This window comes from Streptomyces sp. CB01580, assembly GCF_001905795.1.
In the GTDB taxonomy this organism is placed as follows: domain Bacteria; phylum Actinomycetota; class Actinomycetes; order Streptomycetales; family Streptomycetaceae; genus Streptomyces.
This window is the reverse complement of sequence record NZ_LIXJ01000034.1, coordinates 1-20171: the sequence shown is the minus strand read 5'-3', so window position 1 is coordinate 20171 and position 20171 is coordinate 1. Positions and strand designations below refer to the sequence as shown.

Sequence of the window (20171 nt, the reverse complement as noted above, 5' to 3'; positions counted from 1 at the left end):
CGAGTTCGGCGGCCTCGGTACGCCTGCCTCGCGGATGCCGCAGTTCCGGCCGACGCCAACCGGTACTGGCCTGTGTCGACCTGCGATGACTGCCGGCGACCAGCGCAGGCCCGCGCCGGCCAGAGCCCCCCAGTACTGCACACACACCATGGCCGAGCCCTGCCGACACGGCTGTTTCGGGCCGCCCGCCCTTGCCGTGCCGGGCCGGCTCCTCGTCCGCCCCGACGGCGACAGATGCCCCATCCGGAGGAACGCAGTGGTGACCCCCCAGAAAGCAACCGGCTCCCGCCCCACGCTTCAGGATCGATACGTACGCGAAGAAGGCATCGTCCACCTCACCGGCATCCAGGCCCTCGCCCGCCTGCCGCTCGACATCCGTCGCGCCGACCGTCGCGAGGGCCGCGGCACTGCGGGATTCGTTTCCGGATACGAAGGCTCGCCGCTCGCGGGATACGACATGGAACTCGCCCGCTGCGGCTCCCTTCTCGACGAGTGCGACATCGTCTTCCGCCCAGGCGTCAACGAGGAACTCGCGGCGACGGCCGTCCAGGGCACCCAACTCGCCTCGGCACAGCCGGACAAGCGCGTCGACGGCGTCACGGCCATCTGGTACGGAAAGTCCCCGGGCCTCGACCGCGCTTCGGACGCCATCCGGCACAACAACCTGATGGGCACCCACCCGGACGGCGGCGTACTGGCCCTGGTCGGCGACGATCCCGCCGCCAAGTCGTCGACCGTCCCCGGCGCCTCCGAACTGCTCCTCGCAGACCTGGGTCTGCCCACGCTCTACCCATCCGATCCGCAGGAAGCCCTCGACTTCGGGCTGCACGGCGTGGCGATGTCCCGGGTGTCCGGACTGTGGGTGGCGCTGAAAATCGTGACGGCCGTCGCCGACGGTTCCGGCACCGTCGACGTGAGCGCCGGACGGACGTCACCGGTCGTTCCGGACCTCGCCGTCGACGGAGTGTCGTACCGCCACGCCGTAGGCAGCCGGATGGTGCAACCAGCCCTCGGCGATCTGGAACGCAGCCGGGACGGCGCCCGCCTGGAGATCGCCCGTCGCTACGCCGCCGCCAACAACCTCAACCGGATCACCAGAACGGGCCCCGACGACCGCATCGGTATCGTCGCGCCGGGCAAGACCTTCCTCGACCTCCGCCAGGCCCTGCGCATCCTCGGACTCGACGACGCGGAACTGGAGCGCCGCGGTGTGCGACTGCTGCACCTCGGCATGATCCACCCTCTGGAACCCACGGTCGTCGAACGGTTTGCGAGGGGACTGCGCCACATCGTTGTCGTGGAGGAGAAGCGGCCACTCGTCGAGACCGCCCTCAAGGACCTGCTCTACGGCCAGGGTGACCAGCCGTCCGTCTCCGGCAAGCGCACACCCGACGGCTCGGCCCTGCTTCCCCTCGACGGAGAACTCGATCCCGACACCGTCGCCGCACGACTTGCGCCCCATCTGAACGAACTGGGCGAATTCCCCACCGTACAGAGCTGGTTGAAGAAAAAGCGGGCAACGACCCGGCGCAAGACCCTGCCACTTCTGCCCTTGCTCACCCGCACCCCCTACTTCTGTTCCGGCTGTCCCCACAACCTCTCGACCAAGGCGCCCGAGGGCGCCGCCGTCGGGGCCGGGATCGGCTGCCACGCCATGGTCACGCTCATGGACCCCTCCCAGGCCGGGGACGTGATCGGCATGACCCAGATGGGAGGCGAGGGTGCCCAGTGGATCGGCATGCAGCCCTTCCTCGCACGCGACCACCTGATCCAGAACCTCGGCGACGGCACCTTCCACCACTCCGGCAGCCTCGCCATCCGCGCTGCGGTCTCGGCGGGGGTGAACGTCACCTACAAGCTGCTCTACAACTCGGCGGTGGCGATGACCGGCGGCCAGCAACCCGTCGGCGTCATGCCCGTGCCCGCGATAGCCCACAGCTGTCCACGCTGCCCTCGGCCCACTCGCGTGCGACAAGGACCCGGCGCGTGCGGGAGTAGTCACCGTTCTGCTGGCAGCGCGTGACCAAGCCCAGGCCGGGGAGATCGGCTTCCCTGTTCAGGCCGATGCGGAAACCATTCAAACCTCGGGGCATGTCCTCAAGGGACTCCGCCGCCGCCGACTCGATCCACGGGGTGAGCTCGGAAGGCAGGCAGCCCACCAGCCGAGTGGCTTCGTGCAGAACTTGGGGTCCGCGGCAGGCGTCGACGGCAGCTGCGGCCGGCGTCCGGTCCTCCCAGGAGTAACAGGTGTCCACGTCCAGGCTGGTGAACTGTACCCACTGGTCAGCTCGAACAACGCGCCGGCGGGGGCGGTCAGGCAGCCGTAGAAGTCGGTCCGGAACCGCGACAGTACGGTCAGGAACTCGACGTGTGCGGCGTCGTGCAGCAGACTCACCCTCGCGGCCCTGGCGTGGTCAACAGCGCTCTGCAACGCACGTGATCACCCCAAGGCCGCACCGCCTGTCGTATCGGCTCTCGACATCCGACAGGCATTCAACTGCTCGTATCGGAGGGAACGTTAGTACAGGTCCGGGCGGCCGGACCGCGGCCGTCGTCGGACCGCCGCTTGTGACAGGACCGGGACAGACGCCCCGGCCAGGGCTCCACTACGCTGACGCTCGAACCAGCACGGGCCTCGATGGAGCGCCGAGTTCCGTACGGTGAGGGCGCGTTGTGTCGTGTCCTCGTACGAGGCAACTGCCCGCGTGGAGCAGACACGACCAGCTAGGGGTGACAGTCGGCATGTCCCAACCGGACCACGGCCCGCGCGCGGTTCCGCACCTGGCCGGCGCCCCGGGGTGGCCGGCCGATCCACCGCCGGTCCGCCCGCTGGGATCCGGCGATCCGGTCACCGCGGGCCCGTACCGGCTGGAGGGCCTGCTCGGTTCGGGCGGCATGGGCCGGGTCTACCTGGCGCGCACCCCGGCCGGCAGCGCGGTGGCGGTCAAGGTCGTGCACCGCGAGTACGCGGCCGACGCGTCGTTCCGTAAGCGGTTCGAGCAGGAGGTGTCCGCGGCCCGGCGGGTGCAGGGCCTCTACACCGTGCCGGTCGTCGACGCGGATCTGAGCACCGACGAACCGTGGCTGGCCACGGCGTACGTCCCCGGGCCGGCCCTGCACGACGCGGTGGCCGCGCGGGGGCCGCTGGCGGTAGAGGCGGTGCTGGCGCTGACGGCACAGGTGGCCGAGGCACTGCAGTCCATCCACGCGGCCGGGGTGATCCACCGCGATCTGAAGCCCTCCAACATCCTCCTCAGCGCCGACGGCCCCAAGGTCATCGACTTCGGGATCGCCCGGGCCGCGGACGTCACATCGGTGACGAGTACGGGCATGCTGGCCGGGACGCCCGGCTACATGGCGCCCGAATACATCAGGGGCGAGAGCCTCACCGAGGCCGTCGACGTCTTCGCGCTCGGCGCCATCGCCGCGTACGCTGCCACAGCGCGACCCGCGTTCGGCGGCACCGGGCACAGTGTGCTGTACCGCATCCTCGAACAGGCTCCGGATCTCGAGGGCTGCCCCGAGCCCGTTCGGACCGTGGCCGCCCGCTGCCTGGCGAAGGATCCGGCGGAACGGCCGGGCCTGGCCGAGGTCATCCGCCTGTGCCGTACCGGCGGCCCCGACCGGCCGGACCCCGCCGTACCGCCGCAGCGGACCGTTGTCGACCCTGCACCGGACTTCCACAACGCCGCCACCGCGCCCGCGGCGCCGCAGGCGCGGAATCCCGGGTCCGGGCAGGGGGGTTCGGCGCAGTCGCCGGACGCCGCCACCGGACCCGACCCGGCGCAGCCCGCACCGCTCACGGAAACACCGACGATGTCGGTGCCCGCGCTGGTGGGCGGCATCGGGGTGCTGGCCGTAGTCACCGTACTGGTCGCCGTGCTGCTGCCCGGCAACTCCTCCGACCGCGACACACCCACCGAGTTGAAACCGGCTGCCACGCTCGGGGGCTACCCCCGGGGCAAGGGGCCAGAAGGCGTGGCGTTCAGCCCCGACGGCGCCACCCTCGCGACGGGTGCCGGGGACGGCACGGTGAGGTTGTGGGACGTGGCCGGGCGCAAGGTGCGCGCGCGGTTCGGCCCGCGGACGGCGCCCGGCGACACCCCGGTGGGGGTGACCACGGTCGCCTTCAGTCCCGACGGTCGGCTGCTCGCCGCCGGAACGGCCGGGAACGTCGTCACGCTGTGGGACGTTGCCGGGCGGCGGCAAGTCGCCTCCATCACCACGACCGACGAGGATTCGGACTCCCTCGACAGTCTGGCGTTCAGTCCCGACGGCCGGCTTCTGGCCACCGCGAGCGAGGGCGGCGCGCAGCTCTGGCACGCAAGGACCGGCTCGGATCTGGGCAAACGGGTCGCCGTTCTCGACGACGACATGTGGGCGCGGCAGGTGGCGTTCAGCCGGGACGGCAGGACTGTGGCCACCGTGGGCTACTCCCACGACCAGGGCTCCAGTTCCGAATGGACCGTGCAGCTCTGGGACGTGGCCCGGCACAAGGCGCGCAAGGAGCTCTTCCGCGCCGAGGAAATCTACGGCGTCTCGTACAGCGCCGACGGCAAAACCATCGCCACCGCCGCCGAGAACCGGAGGGTCGAGCTGTGGAACGCGTCCGACGGCCGTGCCACGGGCAGCGTCGACGAGACGACCAGCGTGCCGGTCCAGAGCGTGGAGTACAGCCCTCGCGGCTCCACCCTCGCCGTGTTCGACGGCGATGTGGTCCTGCTCTGGGACATGGCCGAGAACAAGCTGACGTACCGGCTGGTCGGCAACCACTGGAACGTCCGGACCCTGGCATTCAGCCCCGACGGCACGCAGGTCGCCACGACGAGCTCCGACGGTGTCGTGTACCTGTGGAAGACCCCGGCGTCCTGACCGGATCCGCGCCGGCCGGGCGCCGCTCAACCTCGGGGGCGGCGCCCCCATCCCGCGTAGCCGCCGTCCACGCGAATCGCGTCGATCCCGCTGATGACCTCGTCGCGCCACAGTCCGTCGAGGCGGTCACGTACCCATATCGCCGTCGTGCCCACCGGGTTGCTCGCCCGGGCGATCTGCACGGTCAGAGACGGAACTTGCTCACCGGAACGGGGGCGGAGCGACAACAGGCACCTCGACAACGAGATCAGCTGAAGGTCACTGGCCTGCCGGCTCCACAGTCAAGTCACCGTTCGTTGTCGACAGATCCAAGCGGTACTTGCCCGATGGGTCGTTCTTGAACGCCACCTTCTTGTCGCCGTGGGAGTCGCTCGCTGAGATCTGGTAGCTGGCGGGCGGGGCCGTGACCGTGAGGCTGCCGCTGGTCGTGCGGGCCTTGATGTTCTGCGGGGTGGCCGTCCGGATCGTCACCTCGCCGTTCGACGTCTGCGTGTCGATGTCGCCGCCCTTGGCGTCCTTGACGTGGACGTCACCGTTGGACGTGCGCAGCTTCACCGGGCCCGTCGCCTTGTTCACCGCGATCTCGCCGTTGCTCGTGTGCACGTCGACCACGCCGACATCGCTCAGTGCGAGGCTGCCGTTGGACGTGCCTCCCGTCACCGCAAGACCGGCGGGCACCTTGACGACGTAGTCGACGCCGCAGTTCTTGCCGCAGCCGGAGAGCGTCAGGACGCCGTTCTCGACGCTGAACGAGGTGCCGCTCGGCTTGTCACCACGGTAGTTGACCTTGCGGTGCACGGAGGTCGTTGAGATGTCCGCCGAGGCGTCCACCTTCACCCCGCCGTTCCTGCTGTCGAGACGGATCGAGGTGATCTTCTGGGGCACCTTGGCATCGTCCTCGAACGTCTTCTGGTCGGGGACCGAGCACGCGGAGAGCCCGCCGACGGTGAGAGCAGCCAAAGCCACTGTTGCAAGGAGACGCGTCTGCAGGCGTCGCATGAAGTTCCCCCGTGTGGAGCGAGTTGGGCCGTGATCAGTCACTGCGACTCTACGCAGCCACGGTCCCGCCCACGATGGGGAAAACCCCCCAATGCCCGGACTGGGCTGACCCTCACGGCGACCACAGCCACCGTGAGGAGACCACCTGACTTACTGCTGGGCTCCACCGGCAGAGGCTGCTGCGCCCGACTGCCCCGCGGCGCACCCGCCGACGTCGAGACGCTCACCCGGCAGGTCACCGAGCTGGAACAGCAGATCCTCGACCTCCGCGCTGAACTCGATGAACGAGACGAGGACCTCGCCGCTGCCCGCGCCGCGAACCGGGAGCTCATGGCCAAGACCAACGCACCGCACCCGTGCTGACCGTACTAGCGGTGAGGCGCTCGAAAACCAGTGGAGGAGCGCCACTGTGCGCCAATACCGTGCTGCCGAACCAAGTCGTCTGGGCAAGGACATGCCGTTGTACACCCTGTGAGACCTCCTGAGAGCTGATCTGTCGCGCGTCGCGCATGTGCGCCGCGCTGCTTTTTGCTGCGGACTTCTCGCTGAAACCGGTGTACTTCTGTGCTCAATAACTGGGTGGTCATGCCCACCTGCCTGCCGACCGTTCTCCGCCGTTGCCACGCGTGCGCGTCCGAGAGCTTCCGGGCGAACGGTAAATTTCGCGTCAACGCAAACCACAAGCTCCTCGACGCCTGGCTCCTTGTGCTCTGCACCGCTTGCGGGGACACGGCAAAGCTCACGGTCCTGGAGCGGATGAACGTGCGCTCCGTACGGCCTGAGCTGCTGGACCGGATGCATGAGAATGATCCTGGCCTGGCGGCTGAGCTGCTCCAGGATCCGGTCGTGCGGCGCCGTAATCGCATCGCCCTCGACTGGGACAACGCCTGGCGCCTCGACACTGGCGGATCGGATCACCTGGACCGTGCGGTGATCGACGTCTGGGTCCGTTTCGCGGCGCGGATTCCTGTCCGGCCGGTGCGACTGATCGCTGAAGGTTGCGGTCTTTCGCGGGCCGAGGTCGAGAGACTGATCACGGAGGGGAAACTCGTTTCGGCAGTCCAGCTGAGCGGGAAGCTCTCCAGCGACTTCACCTTCACGCTCAAGCGCTGAGCTCTCCCCAGGGCCAAGGGCCTGTCCGGCAAGATCCGCCGGACAGGCCCCTGGACCCGACGGACCCCCGGCCCTCCGGGCGGAGGCCCGTCCGCAACACATGTCGCGGACGATTCCCAGGCCGCTTCATCGCCTTTACCAGGGGGAATTCGTTCTCACACGTCCTGGCCGAGGCGACGAACCCGAGAGAAGCGACGTGGCAGGCCACCGCGCGGCGGCCGAGGGTGCTGGTGGTCATGGTCGGGCGGGTGGAGTCCGGCGCGGCGGGGGAGCCGTCGGCCTGGACCAGGTCCTCGCCGTACAGGCGCTTCCGCGATGCCGTCTTCGGGCCCTGGACCCATGGGTCGCACAGAGGGTGCAGCTCGCCGAAGCTGGCCAGCAGGGTGCCGAAGAGGGCCAAGCGCTCGGTGGTGAGGAGCAGACGGGACATGCTGGAGAGTCCTGATCTCGAAGAGGGTGAAGGGGCGGGGTGGGCCGGGACGGGCAGGAGCCGGATGCGCAGCTCGCGCCGGACCGTCTGTCCGACTCTCCCTCACCACCCGGCCCGAACAGGGACGGCACGGGTGGATCAGGCAGCCGCCAGACCGGGTCAGGCGGTGCGCTGGAAAGGGAGGGCGACGGCGCGGCACGTCTCCGCGTGCTCCTGCGCCCAGCGCTTGAGCTTCCCTCCGTCGTAGGGGTCGTTCAGGAAGCTGCGGCGGGCTTCGGGGGTGTCGTAGACCGACTTGCGCGTCTCCTCCTCGCGGTACCCGCAGCCGGAGCAGAGGCTGACCAGCAGGTCGACCACCTTGGCGCCGTAGCGAGGGGCGGAACCCTCGGTATCGAACAGGGTCAGATCCCAATGCCGCCGACCAGGAGCTGCCGCAGGCCGGCGCTGGCTACTCGGCCTACACCTACGCGCAGACCATCTGGATGCTGCCGCAGTCGATCGTGACGGTATCCCTGGTGGCGGCCCGCCCCGATCCCAGTGCGGCTCGAGCCCGAGGGTTCGCCCCTGACCCATGCGCAACCGTCCGCTGCCCGCTGCCTCCTCCGCGGGCAGCGGGCAGCGGGCAGCGGGCGGTTGCGCGGTACGCGGCCGGGCGGCCAGGTGCACCGGCCGCACCATGGCGGCCGTCGGGTTGGCCGCAGCCTGCAGGAACCTGTGCGGTCGGCGGCGACCGGCGAACGTTCGTACCGCGGGCCGCAGGAGCAGAGGGAAGCGGTCCGCCTTCTGCGTTTCCGCAGGTAGGAGCGGTTGCCGGGTGACAAGTAGGTCCAGCCCATCAGGCATCTCCGTTCGGCGGAACGCGTAGGGCCACCCTGTACCCGTCGTTCCCGGTCGTGCCCGCTTCGAGGGTGCCGCCCAGGAGTTCGGCTCGTTCTCTGAGACCGATCAGGCCCTGGTGGGAGCCGGGGAGGGGAAGGGCGGGACGGGTGGGGGGTGTGTTCGTAACGGTGACGACGAAGGCGCCGGGCTCGTGGCGGAGGCATACGGTCGCGGTGGCGCCGGGTGCGTGCTTGCGGACGTTGGTGAGGGCTTCCTGGACCGTGCGGTAGATCGCGCGCTGCACGGGCGTGCCGATGTCATGGGGAAGCTCACCGGTCAGTTCGGTGTCGATGCCGCTCGTAGTGATCAGCTTGTGCAGGTCGGCCAGGGTTGGCTGGGGGGTCAGCTCGGTGGCGTGGCCGCCCGAGGCGCGCAACAGGGTGACCATGTGGCGCAGTTCGTCCAGGGTGTCGACGCTGAGGGAGCGGATGGTGCGGGCGCCCTCCTTGGCGTGCGGGTCCCTGGTGGCGACTTGGAGTGCGCCCGCCTGCACGGCGATCAGGCTGACCTGGTGGGAGACGACGTCGTGCATCTCGCGGGCGAGCTGGGCGCGTTCGCGGGCGAGGACGGCTTGGGAGTGCAGGAGGCGTTCGTGTTCGCGGGCCCCCTCTATCTCGACGAGCCGGAGTGCCAAGTCGCGTCGGGCCTGGACGAGTTGGCCCAGCAGGACGGGCGCGACGGCGGTGGCGAGGGGGTAGAAGAAGTAGACGACGGTCCAGGTGTGTTCGTGTGCGGAGACGTTTTCCAGAGGCCAGGGGGCAGCGGAGGCAAGCGCGAACAGTACCGCGCAGGTGGTGAGCAGGCGACGGTTGCGGGAGCGCTCAGCCAGCGTGAACAGGGCCGCGAAGGGGGCGAACACAATGTCCAGCATCAGGCTGGCGGGCAGCGTGAGCAGGAACACCGTGAGTGGGAAACGGCGGCGGGCTGCGATTGCGGCGCAGGCGAGCGCGGCCATGGACTGAGCGGCGGCGGACGCGTCCTCCAGGCTGAGCAGCACGTCGGCGGCCGCGACGGCAACGACGACGACGTCGACGACTGGGGCGGGGACGCGTGCCCACCAGGCCTTCGGCGCGGTCATCGGCCCGGTTCCGGGCGGTGGCGAGTGTCGCCGTCGAGCAGGCCGGCCCGCTGGGCGAGCAGCGCCGCCTGGACCCGGCTGGTCACCCGCAACTTGGCGAGGATCGCGCTGACGTGGTCCTTCACCGTGCCCGCGCTGAGGTGGATCCGGCCGCCGATCTCCGCGTTGGACAACCCCTGAGCGACCAGCACGAGCACCTCGCTCTCCCGGCCACTGAGCCGTCCGACGCGGCCGGCCTCCTCCTGGTCGGCGGCTGCGGCCCCCGGGTGGCTCTGCCAGACCGCCCGGGACGCCTTCGGTGACATCACCACCCCGCCCACCGCCAGCGTCCGTACCAACTGGGCGAGTTGATCGGGCTCGGTATCCTTCAGCAGGAAGCCTGCCGCACCGGAACGCAGCGCGGTCAAGACGTACTCGTCGGCGTCGAACGTTGTCAGCATCGCCACCACCGGAGGCTCCGGCAGCGCACGCAGCCGCCCCAGCACGGTCAGGCCGTCCACGTCCGGCATGCGGATGTCGAGAAGCACGACGTCCGGCGTCTCCCGCCGTGCGACATCGACCGCCTCGGCACCAGGAGTGGTGGCGACAACCTCGATGTCGTCGGCTGCGTTCAAGATGAGACGGAAACCGGACCGCACCAAGGCCTCGTCGTCGACCACCATCACCCGGATCACGTGCGTTCCGCCCTGCTGTAGTCGTCCATGTCGTCTTTGAAATCCATGCGGTCGCGGGAGCCGCACAGTGGTGTCGATTGTCACCATGGCGACCGTAGAACCAAAAGCGCCCTGTAAAGCGGCCGGGTAAGCAGCACCCGCCCTTTGGGGGATACGGCCCAACCGTACGGGGGAGCGCGGCCGCCCGGCGGCGGGGGCGGACCGGACACCTGCCGGATACCCCGTGCCCGGGCCGTTCTCAAGTCTGGAACCATGACCCAGAACGCAGACCGGACGTCGCTCGCGCCGCCGGCCACGGCATCAGAGACCGTACGCTCCTCGGCCGGACGCCTGATCGGGGTGGACCTTGCCCGGGGCCTCGCCGTCTTCGGCATGTACGCCGCGCATGTCGGCCCGGACCCCGCCCAGGGCGGGGTCACCGGCCACCTCATGGAGTTGACGCACGGCCGTGCCTCTGCACTCTTCGCCTTCCTGGCCGGTTTCTCGATCATGCTCATCACCGGCCGCCGCACCCCGAAGACGGGCCGTGCAGGCCGCCAGGCGGTCGCCAAGGTGGTCATCAGGGCCCTGGTGCTGCTGGTCCTGGGCACCGCGCTCACCATGAGCGGTACCCCGGTGGAGGTGATCCTCGCCTACTACGGCCTGTACTTCCTGCTCGTCCTGCCCCTGCACCGGCTTGCCACCCGTCCCCTGGCGATCACCGCCATGGCGAGCGCCCTGGTCCTGCCGCAGATCCTGTACATCGGCCAGTACGCCTTCATCGACGCCGAAGTGGGAGGCATCTGGACCTGGCCGACGAACGCCGACGGCCTCCTGTCCCTGCTTTTCGCCGGCAGCTACCCGGCTCTGACCTGGCTCCCCTTCGTCATCGCCGGCATGGCCGTGGCCCGCCTCGACCTCGCCGCCACCGCCGTGCGCGTACGACTCGCGCTCGCCGGTGTCGGTCTGGCCGTCCTTGGGTACGGCGGCTCGTTCCTGGCCCTGCACCTGGTCCCCGGCGCGCTGACGGCGCTCGGTCAGTCCGACTGGAGCAATGGTGGGTCGACCGCGTCGGCCTGGTGGTCCGACACCTGGGGTTATCCCAGCGGCAACACCACGGCCGATCTCCTTGTTGCCTCTCCCCACAGCGAGACCACCCTGTCGATCCTGGCCAATACCGGTGTCGCGATCGCGATCCTGACCGGCTGCCTCGCTGCCGTCGACGCCTTCCCGCGCTTCCACCGTCTTGCCCGCCCGGTCATCGCCGTCGGTTCGATGTCGCTGACGGCATACGTCTTCCACGTCGTCGGCATCCGCGCCCTCGGCATCGAGGAGTTGCCCGGATCCCCGCTGCACGTGCTGCTGGGCTTCATCGTGGCCGTGACCGTCCTTGCCACGTTCTGGTCCCGCCGCTTCCGGCGCGGACCGCTGGAATGGCTGCTGGGCAAGGCCACCGAACCCGCCGAGCTGATCCGCTGATCCGCACTCCCCATCCCGCGCCGACCGAAGCTGTCCCTGCGCGGTGGTTGCCGGTGTCGGTGACGACTGCCGGGGCGGCGCCTTCCTTGCGGACACACGGTCCGACTCCGTCCCGCATGTGTTCCGCATGTGCCTCGAACAGCACCGTGACGCCTTGCTCGGCCAGCGCCTCCATCACGCGCACCACGTCGACCAACGTTCCACCCCGCCCGTTCGAACAGGCAGGTCACGCTACGCGGCCAGAGGGCCCGCGACTTGACGGCATAGCAACGTGAGGTGTCTTGGCCGTCTCTTCGGCGGGTTGGAGCACGTAGGCGGGTGGAGGCCCTCGGCGAGCGACCTGCTGTCGTACGGCGTCCCGTTCCAGCGTTCCAGACATATCGCATTTCTGCTGGTCAGAAGCGGTTTTCGCATTCCGTCTTCCCGAACTTTCCAGCTTTTGTGGCGACTGGGAAGGCCGTCGCGCAGGCTCGGGTAGTCCGACCCATTCGAGCTGGTGCTGTGATGGGGAAGGTTCGCCGGTTCGCGACGCCCGGCACACCTTCCCGGTCACAGCCCTCAGCCCACCGTCGCAGGGGAACACCCGCGCCCGCGCGGCCTGCGGCGACACGGGCAACGACCAGGGCGACAACTGGCGACCGGGTGAGAGCAATTGGTTGCGACGTGATCAGATCACCACGTCCTGCATCGACGAAGACTCTGGAGTGTCCGTGGCCTTACGCATAGGGATTACCGCTGAGCCGATACCCTCGCATGTATCCGCGCTGGATTACGTCATCCGCCCGGCCCTTGAGCAGGGCCACCACGTCACGCTCCACGCCCCCGTCATGTTCCGTCGCGAAGCCCGGCGGCGCGGGGTGCAGTTCCACGGCGCCGGAACGAACTGGACCTGCGATCCCCTCGTTCAGCAGACGGCGAGCGAGATCTGGACCGGCTTGGGGAACGCGCACTTCAACCGGTACGTCTTCGGCCATCTCTGGCCGGAACAAGCCGAGGCGAAGACCCGTGACCTGCTCATCGCGTGGACACGGGCACGGCCCGATCTGGTGATCGCCGAGTGCAGCGACCTCGGCGCGCACCTCGCGGCCAAGGTCTTGGGGCTGCCCCTGCTCGCAGCGGACAACGGCCTTGGACCGGTGCTCCTGGACCTCTGGGACACCAACATCGCGCCCGCGCTGCTTCCCCTCTACAAACAGTACGAGCAGGACACGCCCGTGCTTCCTCCGATGGTCACCCCCGCGCCGGTCGCGTGGTTCTACCCGGCTCCGCCGCTCTCGGCACGCGCGGTCCGACGCACCGTCGCCGAATTCCGAACCGTCCTGCCCAGGTGGCCGGCCCGCTCTTCCTCCTCCCGTCCGCTCGTCTACGTGAGCCTCGGCACCTTGACCACCGCAATGACCGATCTGCGTACCGTCGTGGGGAGCGCATACCGGGAGATCATGGCCGCGCTCTCCGCAATCGACTGCGACGCGATCGTGTCCGCGGGCAACCTCGCGGAGCACCTGCGGAGCACCGAACCCCGCATCAAGGTCGTCGAGCACGTCCCACAACCCGCGCTCCTGCGCCACGCCGACCTGTTCGTCACGCACGGCGGCCGGGCATCCCTGCTCGACGCGGTGCAGGGCGCAACGCCCGTCTTGGTCATGGGCGTTCTCGCCGACCAGCCCGACAACGCCGCCGCGTTCGCCCGGCGCGGCCTCGGGCGCGCGCTGGACCTCACGGCGACGCGCGTCGAGATCGCCGAAGCCGTCACGGCCGTGCTCGGCACCCCGCAGTACGCCGCCGCCATGCGCACCGCCGACGCCGAACTGTCCCAACTACCACCGCTCGACCTCATGGAACAACGGAAAGGTTATGACCTGGTTTGACTGACGACTCTGGGTTCCGGTTTCAGGAAGGGTGTTCTCCGCGCGAGCGCAGGTGCGCCGGCCGGAGTCGGCGACGTGGCCGACGACCGTGACATGCCCGGCCAGGCCCGGGGCGCGGGTGACGACCCGGGCGGCCGAGGGCCGGGTGCTCAGGACCGTGCGGGCCAGGACGCCGACGGCGAGGTGGACGACGGCGCACGCGGTCAGGTGCATCGTGCTGAGCAGCCCGGTCTGCGCGGCGACCGTCCAGCCCGTGGCAGGGTCGATGAACTGCGGGAACAGCGAGAAGTACAGCAGGAGCGCCTTCGGGTTCAGGCCGCTGATTCCGGCCCCCTTGAGCATGACCTGCAGCCGGGAGGCGTCCGCGTTCTCTCCTGCGGCGGCCGGCACGGCCGGCTGCCGCAGCACGCCCCAGCCCAGCCACAGCAGGTAGCCGGCCCCCGCCACGGTCAGGGCGGTGAGCGCGGCCGGGGAGTTCGCCATGATCACCGCCAGGCCCGCGACGGCCACCAGAGCATAGGCCGCGTGCCCGACGATCAGCCCTGTGACGGCTGGGACGACCGAGCGTCCCCGCAGTCCGGCGGAGATCGCGTAGGCCCAGTCCGCGCCCGGAGTGAACACCAGCAGCAGGTCCACAGCCAGGAAGGCCGCCAGCGTCGTAGTGTCCATCGATGGTTCCCTCTCACATGTCGTGCTCTGGAGGGAAGGCTAGGCCGGATATGCCCGAAGGTGTTTGCGTCTTTACCTCCTGATCGTGAGATGTGGGGGAGAATCTTCTCCATGGATGCCATGGATCGGAAGATTCTTGCCGAGCTGCAGCTCGACGGCCGCCTGACGGTCACCGAGCTGGCCGCGCGCGTGCGGCTCAGCGTCTCGCCCTGCCATCGTCGGCTGCGCGACCTCGAACGCGAGGGCGCCATCCGCGGCTACCGCGCTGTCGTCGACCCGTCGGCCGTCGGCCTGAACTTTGAGGCCCTCGTCTTCGCCACCCTGCGCTGGGAGACCCCCGACACCGTCACCGCGTTCGAAGAGGCCGTGGCCGCCGTCCCGCACGTGCTCCAGGCACAGCGCCTGTTCGGCGAACCCGACTACCTCCTGCGGGTCGCAACTGCCGACCTCGCCGCCTTCCAGCAGCTCTACGACCAGCAGCTGGCCCGGCTCCCCGGCGTCCAACGCCTGACTTCGACCCTTGTCATGAAAAACGTCGTCCAGGACAGACCGCTGCCCGAATAACCGCACCCCCGCCCCCGGCCACCCTCCCTGTCGGCAAACACCGACAGGCGGCGGGCGTCCAATGAACCCGGACTTTTCAGGACCCGGAGGCGTCGCCGAAGGCATGGCGCCGGCCTGAGCCTCTACCGCGTCGTCCACGAGCTACAGGCCATCCTCGCGACATGGACCGACGCCTGCCCCCACCTGTCACCGCGGCATACCAACACCCACGTCGACCTGACCAAGCCCTATTAGGATGAGGGCATGTCAGACCCGCCGGCGCGCCCGCGCATCATGAAAGGTGCCGGGGGCCGGATGCTGGCCGCGGTCGAGCTCGATCGCGGTAGCGCCCTGCCGCTGCACCTGCAGCTGTATCGGCATCTGCGGGGCCTCATCCTCGATGGCACGCTGCCTCCGGGAACCCGATTGCCCTCGACCCGGACGCTCGTCGCCGAGCTCGGCGTCTCGCGGCTGACCGTGGTCACCGCGTTCGAGCAGCTCACGGCCGAGGGGTTCCTGCGTGCACGCCAGGGGGACGGCACGTATGTGGACGCACTCTGGACGGCCGCGATGGCACCGGCGCCTGTTGCGCGCCCGCAGCTGTCCGAGCGCGGCGCAGCGATGTCGGCACGCGGTGCCAGCCTGTTCAGCGAGGCGCCGCACTCGTGGGATCCGAAAGACATCGAGTCGTTCGTCCCCAGCCAGGTTGCGGCATCCTCGTTCCCTGCCGGCGTGTGGCGGCGGCTGCTGGCGCGGCACGCAGCGCGGACCGACGCAGCCGCCCTCGGGTACGGCGACCCGCACGGGTACGAGCCACTGCGCCAGGCGATCGCCGACTACCTCAACGACGTGCGGGGCCTTGGCTGCAGCACCGAGCAGATCGTGGTGACGTCCGGTGCCCAACAGGCATTCAATGTCCTCGCGGTGCTGCTGCTCGACACCGCCGACACGGTGCTCGTCGAAGACCCCGGTCACATCTCCGGAAGGCTCGCGTTCCAATCGCAGGGATGCCACGTCAAGGGCGTGCCGGTCGACGACGCGGGCGCGGTGGCGGCAGTAGGCGACCCATCGGCACGCCTCGCCTACCTCACGCCGTCCCGGCAGCATCCTCTGGGCACGGTCATGAGTCCGGCGCGGCGCGGAGAGTGGATCGCGTGGGCTCAGGCGCACGGGAGCTGGATCGTCGAGGACGACTGCGACAGCGAGCTTCGCTATCACGGCACGCTGCTGCCCCCGCTGTTCGGACTCGACCAAGCGCGACGCGTCGTCTACGTCGGCACATTCAGCAAAGTGCTGGCGCCGTCGCTGCGACTGGGGTACGCCGTGCTGCCCCACGACCTCGTCGAGCCGTTCACGTCGGCCTGCTCGGTGATCGGTCGCACCCCCGCGACCGTGATGCAGGCGGCGCTCGCCGACTTCCTCGCCGAAGGGCACCTGCACACCCACCTCCGGCGCACGCGCCGACTGTACGCCGCCCGCCAGGACGCCCTGCTCGAACAGCTCGATACGCAGCTTGCGCACCGGCTGACGGCGGGGCCGGTCGCCGCCGGGCTCCACGTGATGGGGTGGCTCGAGGCATCCGTCAACGACATCGACTGCGCGCGTGGCCTCGCCCGGCAGGGTGTCTTCACGTATCCACTGGGGGAGTATCGCGTGGAGCGCCGGCTGCCGCCCGCGCTGCTGATCGGGTTCGCGGGCACCGCAGCCGAGCACATGGCGCGTGCCGTAGCGCGGATGGCAGAGGCGTTTGAACGGCTCGAACCCGGCGGAGCTGCCGAGGCGTAGCCCGAGAGGTGGGCCCGCCGAATTGGTCTGTAGAACTGGGCCGTCAATGGCTCTAACGTGCCATCCATTGCGTTGTTAGGAAGAGGGGGTGGAGGCGACGCACGGTCGCGATCCGCTTTCTGAGGAGACAACGATGCCCCACCTCGATGCGCAGTTCCGAGCGCTCCTGAGTCCGAACCTCACCGCAGTCGAGATCGAACAGATCCCCGACCTGACGGCCGAGCGCGCACGGGTGCTGATCGACCGGATCGACCGGGTCCGGCTCTTCGGTCATGCGTACGCCCTGCTCTCCAACCTCACCTACGGCGCCTACGGCCCCGACGACGTCCTCGACTTCGCACGAGCGCACGATCTGGCCGGCGTCTGCATCCACGTCCTCGACGGCGAGGAGCGCAGCCTGAGCCGAATGAACGATGACCAGCTTCGGGCCTTCGCAACCCGTGCCCGCGGCTACGGCCTGGCCTTGCACATCGAGATCAGCACGACCGAGCACGAACCCGTGGACGAGGCCGTCCGGATCGCCGGCATCCTCGGCGTCCAGCACATTCGCGTCTACTCCCGATACGAAGGGCAGCTGTCGCAGGTGCTGTCGCGCATCGAGGACGACCTGCGCCGCCTCGGCGACCTCGCCGACATACACGGCCTGCACTTCTCGTTCGAGCAGCACGAAGAACTCCGCTCCGGCGAGATCGCTCAGCTGCTGCGCACCGTCGGCCACCCCCGCCTGCACGCGATGTTCGACTTCGGCAACATGATCAACGCGTGCGAACGGCCGCTGGACGCCCTGACCCAGCTGGCGCCGCATATCCTGCAAGTGCACCTGAAGGGCGTGCACGTCCTTCCTGAGGGCGACGGGTTCGGCCACCGCGGCGTGCTGCAGGGCAGCCCGGAGGACGACCTGCCCGGGGCGCGAATGTTGTTCGACCTGCTCATGCTCGGCGACGACGAGCCGCAGGTCATCACCTTCGCGCTCGAACAGGAGAACCTGTACTACGCGCCCGCCTTCCGCCAGAACAGCGAAGGCGACGACCCCTTCATCCCCTACCGGGAACTGAGCACCACGGGCCTTCCCGAAGGATGGACGCTGAGCGACCTGCTCGTCGCCGAGCCCACCTGGGCCGTCGACCAGGTCGTCCACGTGCGCGGGCTGCTCGCCCGGATGCGCGAACTCGCCGCGGCTCGCCTGACCGCCGCCGACGCCCGGGCAGGTGCGCGGTGACGAACACCATGATGAAGCCCGCGCCGGCCAAGACCGGGTTCGACAAGGCCAAATGGGCGCGCTTCGCGGTCCTCGTGATGGCGGGCGGCACCATCTACAAGCTCGCCAACATCAAGGACGTCTTCTACGTCCCGATGCAGCAGCAGATGGGGCTGAGCAACACCGAAATCGGTGCGCTACTGAGCGTGAACTCGTTCGTTGCGACAGCACTGTTCGTGGTCGGAGGGTACCTGGCTGACCGGTTCTCGACCCGCATCCTGATTCCGCTCGGCCTGATCGGCGCGGGCGGGCTCGGGCTCTATATGAGCACGTTCCCCGGGTACGGGCAGCTGGTGCCGATCTTCGCGATGCTGGCCGTCTGCTCCGACTGCCTGATCTGGCCGGCACTGCTCAAGAGCACCCGTCGCCTGGGTGGGCCGGAAGAACAGGGACGGCTGTTCGGCTTCCTCGAGGGCGGTCGCGGCGTCGTCGACACACTGGTTGCCTTCTCGGCCCTCGGCGTCTTCGCCCTGCTCGGCTCGGGCGCCGCCGGCTTGCGTGCCGCGATCGCCTTCTACGCGCTGATCGACATCGCCCTCGGCGTGCTCCTGTTCTTCCTGCTGCGTGACCAGGGCCCCGAGTCCCCCGTGGATACGCCGAAGAAGAAGCGCGTCGGCCTCAGCGAGATCCTGCATGCCGCCCGGCTGCCACAGCTGTGGTGGGTCAGTGCAACCGTGTTCATGACGTACGTCGTGTACTGCGGTCTGACCTACTTCATCCCCTACCTCACGTACGTGTACGGACTGCCGGCCGCCCTCGCCGGCGCCTACGGCATCATCAACCAGTACGGCCTCAAGATCTTCGGCGGCCCGCTCGGCGGCGTACTCGTCGACAAGGTCTTCAAGGGGGCCAGCAGGTACCTCCGTCTCGCGTTCGTGTGCCTGATCCCCATCGCTGCGATCATCCTGCTGCTGCCGGCCGGTGGGCAGAACCAGATACCCGCGATGGCCGCCTGCCTGCTGTTCTCACTGATCATCTTCACGATGCGCGGTGTGTTCTGGGCGCCCATGGACGAGGTCGGCATCCCCAACCAGGTCAGCGGCACCGCATTCGGCATCGCCTGCCTCGTCGGTTACGCCCCCGGGATGTTCGCCTTCCTCGTATACGGCGCGATCCTCGATGCCAACCCGGGTGCGGCGGGGTACCACTTCGTGTTCATCCTGATGGCCGCACTCGCACTGGTGGGTGCGGGAGTCGCAACCGGCCTGGCGCGTGTGGCTCGCGCGCATCGTACCGCCGCCGTACGGGAGGGCTGAGCCCGCTCCGCGCGATGGTCGCCCGTCGCACCAGCCGGCCCCAACGGCCTGCCGGTGCCCTCACGTCGGCCCGCGCGGGACTGGCGGTCGAAGCTTTCGTGGCACACGAGCGCCTGGGCAGCGGACTTCACGCGGAGGCGGGCGCGCGTTGCTGGCCGGTGCGGCGGCTCACGGGATCGGACGGCTGCCCCTCGCGGGGTGGGCGGCAGGACCTGCAGGGTGCGGATGTTCGCGCCGGGGACCTGCGTGTTGGCCGCTTCGATCAGCTTCGGGGTGCTCCAGCGCAGCTTGGTGCCGTACGCAGGAGTGTCGGGGGCGATGTCCAGGCGGCCGGTGTCTGCGCCGAACTTCACGGCCTGCACGTGCCCGGCGAGCTCGGGCGCGGCCGCGGCTGCGGCTGCGGCAAGGATGTCCTCGACCTGGGCGAGGACGTTCCCGGTGGGGCGGGTTCTGTGCGGGCGGCCCGCCTGTTCGATGTCCGCCCGCCCACTCCTTTCGGTACCGCGGCGGTAAGGGAGTACATTCCGCCCCCGTCGGACACGATCACACTCGCTCGACGCCCGTCGTGCCACGTTGCGGGCCGAACCCACGGCGACCGGTCACAGAGTTCCGGAGTCCGGCCAGTTGGACCAGTGGGTATTGGGTGAAAGGCTCGGTCGGTAGCGCCCGACGTCACCAGATGCCAGGACTTCCGCGATCTGCTGGTAGGTCTCACTCGTGCTGGGAAGTGTCTCGATATCCTCCGGCTGGTGCCATTCCTCCAGTTGCAGAACCTTCGGCAGGTCCCCGGGAATCCTTGACTGCGTTTCGGCTTCATCGGCAAGGATCAGATCCCGGTACTCCGGCACCAGCCTGCGGAACACGACTTCGAGCGGCTCGCCAGGCTCCGCCTCCACGGCCGGCGTTCGGCCCCTGACAACCATGGGAATACCGCCCGCGTAGGTCTCCTGATCGTCGATCTCCTCCATGTTCTCGACGCGATCGTGGAAGCTCTCGTTCTCCCAGCCCGGTTCACCAGTGATCAGGCAATTCCCGTAGGTGCCCACTACATTGACGAGGTTGCCCATGCGCGGGTTGTATCCGACGGTCTCGATGATCAGGGCCCAGCGCCCCGGGTCACGGTAGAGGTGCATCCGCACATCCACTGCGTAGAAGTATCCGTTGTCGGGATGAGGAAGCTTGAACTCGGCGGCGCATTTGTCGAGTTGGGTGAGAATATCGTTCGCTTCGATCACATCGCGGACGCTACCAGGGCTGGCTGTGGAGCTTGTTGCCTCACTTCGTTTAGA

Annotated in this window: 17 protein-coding genes and 2 pseudogenes; 11 read left to right on the top strand and 8 right to left on the bottom strand. The window is 69.0% G+C overall.

Features of this window, described 5'->3' with window-relative positions:
* The first annotated feature begins 259 nt into the window (after positions 1–259).
* Complete coding sequence (locus AMK22_RS32350; protein WP_242434240.1) at positions 260–2023, top strand: thiamine pyrophosphate-dependent enzyme; 1764 nt, start codon at positions 260–262, stop codon at positions 2021–2023.
* 719 nt (positions 2024–2742) lie between these two features.
* Positions 2743–4872: a WD40 repeat domain-containing serine/threonine protein kinase gene (locus AMK22_RS32340; protein WP_073790914.1), complete on the top strand. Its 2130-nt coding sequence runs from the start codon at positions 2743–2745 to the stop codon at positions 4870–4872.
* A gap of 26 nt (positions 4873–4898) precedes the next feature.
* Here the strand turns inward: AMK22_RS32340 and AMK22_RS32335 are convergent, their stop codons facing one another.
* Positions 4899–5054: a hypothetical protein gene (locus AMK22_RS32335; protein WP_199883370.1), complete on the bottom strand. Its 156-nt coding sequence runs from the start codon at positions 5052–5054 to the stop codon at positions 4899–4901.
* Between the two features lie 76 nt (positions 5055–5130).
* Positions 5131–5838 carry a DUF4097 family beta strand repeat-containing protein gene (locus AMK22_RS32330; RefSeq protein WP_206780481.1) on the bottom strand — a complete coding sequence of 236 codons (708 nt, stop codon included), beginning with the start codon at positions 5836–5838 and terminating at the stop codon, positions 5131–5133.
* Positions 5839–6003: 165 nt separating this feature from the next.
* On the opposite strand from AMK22_RS32330, the gene AMK22_RS32325 reads away from it, so the two are divergent.
* Positions 6004–6234 carry a hypothetical protein gene (locus AMK22_RS32325; RefSeq protein ID WP_073790909.1) on the top strand — a complete coding sequence of 77 codons (231 nt, stop codon included), beginning with the start codon at positions 6004–6006 and terminating at the stop codon, positions 6232–6234.
* Between the two features lie 222 nt (positions 6235–6456).
* Complete coding sequence (locus AMK22_RS32320; RefSeq protein WP_073790979.1) at positions 6457–6984, top strand: DUF1062 domain-containing protein; 528 nt, start codon at positions 6457–6459, stop codon at positions 6982–6984.
* Positions 6985–7573: 589 nt separating this feature from the next.
* On the opposite strand, the gene AMK22_RS32310 is transcribed toward AMK22_RS32320, so the two are convergent.
* Complete coding sequence (locus tag AMK22_RS32310) at positions 7574–7771, bottom strand: hypothetical protein (RefSeq protein WP_073790905.1); 198 nt, start codon at positions 7769–7771, stop codon at positions 7574–7576.
* A 53-nt stretch (positions 7772–7824) separates the two neighbouring features.
* On the opposite strand from AMK22_RS32310, the pseudogene AMK22_RS42475 reads away from it, so the two are divergent.
* Positions 7825–7983 (top strand): annotated as a pseudogene (locus AMK22_RS42475) (murein biosynthesis integral membrane protein MurJ); the annotation flags it as partial.
* A gap of 266 nt (positions 7984–8249) precedes the next feature.
* Here the strand turns inward: AMK22_RS42475 and AMK22_RS32300 are convergent.
* Positions 8250–9371, bottom strand: coding sequence for a sensor histidine kinase (locus AMK22_RS32300; RefSeq protein ID WP_073790902.1), 1122 nt, complete (start codon positions 9369–9371; stop codon positions 8250–8252).
* A complete protein-coding gene (locus AMK22_RS32295) occupies positions 9368–10033 on the bottom strand; it encodes a response regulator (protein ID WP_073790977.1) in 666 nt (221 codons plus the stop codon). The genes AMK22_RS32300 and AMK22_RS32295 overlap by 4 nt, the downstream gene beginning before the upstream one ends.
* Before the next feature lie 264 nt (positions 10034–10297).
* On the opposite strand from AMK22_RS32295, the gene AMK22_RS32290 reads away from it, so the two are divergent.
* On the top strand, positions 10298–11503 hold the full coding sequence (locus tag AMK22_RS32290; RefSeq protein ID WP_073790900.1) for a DUF418 domain-containing protein: 1206 nt from the start codon (positions 10298–10300) through the stop codon (positions 11501–11503).
* 827 nt (positions 11504–12330) lie between these two features.
* On the top strand, positions 12331–13371 hold the full coding sequence (locus AMK22_RS32285; RefSeq protein WP_242434239.1) for a glycosyltransferase: 1041 nt from the start codon (positions 12331–12333) through the stop codon (positions 13369–13371).
* On the opposite strand, the gene AMK22_RS32280 is transcribed toward AMK22_RS32285, so the two are convergent.
* Positions 13321–14040 carry a LysE family translocator gene (locus AMK22_RS32280; protein WP_338014202.1) on the bottom strand — a complete coding sequence of 240 codons (720 nt, stop codon included), beginning with the start codon at positions 14038–14040 and terminating at the stop codon, positions 13321–13323. The two genes, AMK22_RS32285 and AMK22_RS32280, sit on opposite strands and share 51 nt — an antisense overlap.
* Before the next feature lie 111 nt (positions 14041–14151).
* Here AMK22_RS32280 and AMK22_RS32275 point away from each other — a divergent pair, with 111 nt between their 5' ends.
* The 4 genes from AMK22_RS32275 to AMK22_RS41390 all read left to right on the top strand — a co-directional run bounded on the left by AMK22_RS32275 (position 14152) and on the right by AMK22_RS41390 (position 18882).
* Positions 14152–14604 (top strand): Lrp/AsnC family transcriptional regulator, encoded by a 453-nt coding sequence (locus tag AMK22_RS32275; RefSeq protein ID WP_073790898.1) that lies wholly within the window; start codon positions 14152–14154, stop codon positions 14602–14604.
* Between the two features lie 243 nt (positions 14605–14847).
* A complete protein-coding gene (gene pdxR / locus AMK22_RS32270; protein ID WP_199883368.1) occupies positions 14848–16368 on the top strand; it encodes a MocR-like pyridoxine biosynthesis transcription factor PdxR in 1521 nt (506 codons plus the stop codon).
* Positions 16369–16501: 133 nt separating this feature from the next.
* Positions 16502–17587, top strand: a complete 1086-nt coding sequence (locus AMK22_RS32265; RefSeq protein ID WP_073790894.1) for a sugar phosphate isomerase/epimerase family protein — start codon at positions 16502–16504, stop codon at positions 17585–17587.
* On the top strand, positions 17584–18882 hold the full coding sequence (locus AMK22_RS41390) for an MFS transporter (protein WP_242434238.1): 1299 nt from the start codon (positions 17584–17586) through the stop codon (positions 18880–18882). Before AMK22_RS32265 ends, AMK22_RS41390 begins: the two co-directional genes overlap by 4 nt.
* 221 nt (positions 18883–19103) lie before the next feature.
* Here AMK22_RS41390 and AMK22_RS41915 read toward each other — a convergent pair.
* Positions 19104–19454: pseudogene (locus AMK22_RS41915) on the bottom strand (hypothetical protein); the annotation flags it as partial.
* 27 nt (positions 19455–19481) lie between these two features.
* Positions 19482–20117, bottom strand: a complete 636-nt coding sequence (locus tag AMK22_RS32250) for a DUF7003 family protein (RefSeq protein WP_199883367.1) — start codon at positions 20115–20117, stop codon at positions 19482–19484.
* Positions 20118–20171: the final 54 nt, after the last annotated feature.